The 3,109-nt window shown below is 49.6% G+C and carries 1 rRNA gene; it reads left to right on the plus strand.

Going from position 1 to position 3,109, the window contains the following annotated elements:
• Positions 1 to 144 precede the first annotated feature (144 nt).
• Positions 145 to 3,060: ribosomal RNA gene (locus FD30_RS04455) — 23S ribosomal RNA — on the plus strand.
• Positions 3,061 to 3,109 lie beyond the last annotated feature (49 nt).

Below are 3,109 nucleotides of genomic sequence, written 5' to 3' on the forward strand. Positions count from 1 at the left end.
TTGTTCTTTGAAAACTAGATACTATCAATTATTTTCCTTTAATTATTAAGATAATTAAACCGAGAACACCGCGTTTATTTTGAGTTTTTTAATTAGTTTAAATCGCTAATACTCGATTAATCGTTTATCACGTCGTGATAAATAGGTTAAGTTATGAAGGGCGCATGGTGAATGCCTTGGTACTAGGAGCCGATGAAGGACGGGACTAACACCGATATGCTTCGGGGAGCTGTACGTAAGCTTTGATCCGGAGATTTCCGAATGGGGAAACCCAATCATCTTTACCGATGATTACAACTTGACGAATACATACTCAAGTTGTGGCAGACGTGGGGAACTGAAACATCTAAGTACCCACAGGAAGAGAAAGAAAATTCGATTCCCTAAGTAGCGGCGAGCGAACGGGGAACAGCCCAAACCAATGTGCTTGCACATTGGGGTTGTAGGACTGAACATTTGAGTTACCAAAGTCAATGATAATCGAAGTGTCTGGGAAGGCACGGCAGAGAGGGTGATACCCCCGTAGATGAAATCGTTGACCCTCAGTTCAGGATCCTGAGTACGGCCAGACACGTGAAACCTGGTCGGAATCCGGGAGGACCATCTCCCAAGGCTAAATACTCCCTAGTGACCGATAGTGAACCAGTACCGTGAGGGAAAGGTGAAAAGCACCCCGGAAGGGGAGTGAAATAGTTCCTGAAACCATGTGCCTACAATTAGTTAGAGCCCGTTAATGGGTGATAGCGTGCCTTTTGTAGAATGAACCGGCGAGTTACGTTAATTTGCAAGGTTAAGGTGTAAAGACCGGAGCCGTAGCGAAAGCGAGTCTGAAACGGGCGTTTCAGTAAATTGACGTAGACCCGAAACCAGGTGACCTATCCATGTCCAGGCTGAAGGTGCGGTAAAACGCACTGGAGGGCCGAACCCGTGTATGTTGAAAAATGCTGGGATGAGGTGTGGATAGCGGTGAAATTCCAAACGAACTTGGAGATAGCTGGTTCTCTCCGAAATAGCTTTAGGGTTAGCCTCGGAGTTAAGAATCGTGGAGGTAGAGCCACTGTTTGGACTAGGGGCCCGTCATGGGTTACTGAATTCAGATAAACTCCGAATGCCACAGATTTATATCCGGGAGTCAGACGATGAGTGATAAGATCCACCGTCGAAAGGGGAACAGCCCAGACCACCAATTAAGGTCCCTAAATATGTGCTAAGTGGAAAAGGATGTGGAATTGCATAGACAGCTAGGATGTTGGCTCAGAAGCAGCCACCATTTAAAGAGTGCGTAATAGCTCACTAGCCGAGTGACTCTGCGCCGAAAATATACCGGGGCTAAGCACATTACCGAAATTGTGGACGCAACTATGTTGCGTGATAGGAGAGCGTTCTAAGGGCGACGAAGTTAGACCGCAAGGACTAGTGGAGCGCTTAGAAGTGAGAATGCCGGTATGAGTAGCGAAAGATCAGTGAGAATCTGATCCACCGAATGACTAAGGTTTCCTGGGGAAGGCTCGTCCTCCCAGGGTTAGTCGGGACCTAAGCCGAGGCCGAGAGGCGTAGGCGATGGATAACAGGTTGATATTCCTGTACTAGTTAATGTTGTTTGAACGATGGAGGGACGCAGGAGGCTAAAGCATGCGCACGATTGGAAATGTGCGTCCAAGCGTTAAGTCTGGTGATGAGTCAAATGCTTATCACTAAGGACAAGACGTGACGGGGACCGAATTTTAGTAGGGAAGTGCTCCACGTCACACTGCCGAGAAAAGCTTCTAGTTAGACATTAATTACCCGTACCGCAAACCGACACAGGTAGTCGAGGAGAGTATCCTAAGGTGAGCGAGTGAACTCTTGTTAAGGAACTCGGCAAAATGACCCCGTAACTTCGGGAGAAGGGGTGCTACACGCAAGTGTAGCCGCAGTGAAAAGGCCCAGGCGACTGTTTATCAAAAACACAGGTTTCTGCAAAATCGTAAGATGACGTATAGGGGCTGACGCCTGCCCGGTGCTGGAAGGTTAAGTGGATGAGTTAGCTTCGGCGAAGCCCAGAAATGAAGCCCCAGTAAACGGCGGCCGTAACTATAACGGTCCTAAGGTAGCGAAATTCCTTGTCGGGTAAGTTCCGACCCGCACGAAAGGCGTAACGATCTGGGCACTGTCTCAACAAGAGACTCGGTGAAATTATAGTACCTGTGAAGATGCAGGTTACCCGCGACAGGACGGAAAGACCCCATGGAGCTTTACTGTAGCTTGATATTGGGTGTTGACACAGCTTGTACAGGATAGGTCGGAGCCGTAGATATCGGAACGCTAGTTTCGATGGAGGCGCTGGTGGGATACGACCCTCGCTGTGTGAACACTCTAACCCGCACCACTTATCGTGGTGGGAGACAGTGTCAGGTGGGCAGTTTGACTGGGGCGGTCGCCTCCTAAAAAGTAACGGAGGCGCCCAAAGGTTCTCTCAGAATGGTTGGAAATCATTCGTCGAGTGTAAAGGCAGAAGAGAGCTTGACTGCGAGACAGACAGGTCGAGCAGGGACGAAAGTCGGGCTTAGTGATCCGGTGGTACCGTATGGAAGGGCCATCGCTCAACGGATAAAAGCTACCCTGGGGATAACAGGCTTATCTCCCCCAAGAGTCCACATCGACGGGGAGGTTTGGCACCTCGATGTCGGCTCATCGCATCCTGGGGCTGTAGTCGGTCCCAAGGGTTGGGCTGTTCGCCCATTAAAGCGGTACGCGAGCTGGGTTCAGAACGTCGTGAGACAGTTCGGTCCCTATCCGTCGCGGGCGTAGGAAATTTGAGAGGAGCTGTCCTTAGTACGAGAGGACCGGGATGGACATACCGCTGGTGTACCAGTTGTGCCGCCAGGCGCATCGCTGGGTAGCTATGTATGGATGAGATAAACGCTGAAAGCATCTAAGTGTGAAACTCGCCTCGAGATGAGATTTCCCATTCCTATATGGAAGTAAGACCCCTGAGAGATGATCAGGTAGATAGGCTGGAAGTAGCAGCACCGTGAGGTGTGGAGCGGACCAGTACTAATCGGTCGAGGACTTAACCAAGTAATGGTGTTCTCAAGAAGATAATTGGTAGTAGCTAGTTTTGAGGGAA

Origin of the sequence: Levilactobacillus namurensis DSM 19117 (genome assembly GCF_001434785.1) — a bacterium.
Taxonomy (GTDB): Bacteria; Bacillota; Bacilli; order Lactobacillales; family Lactobacillaceae; genus Levilactobacillus; species Levilactobacillus namurensis.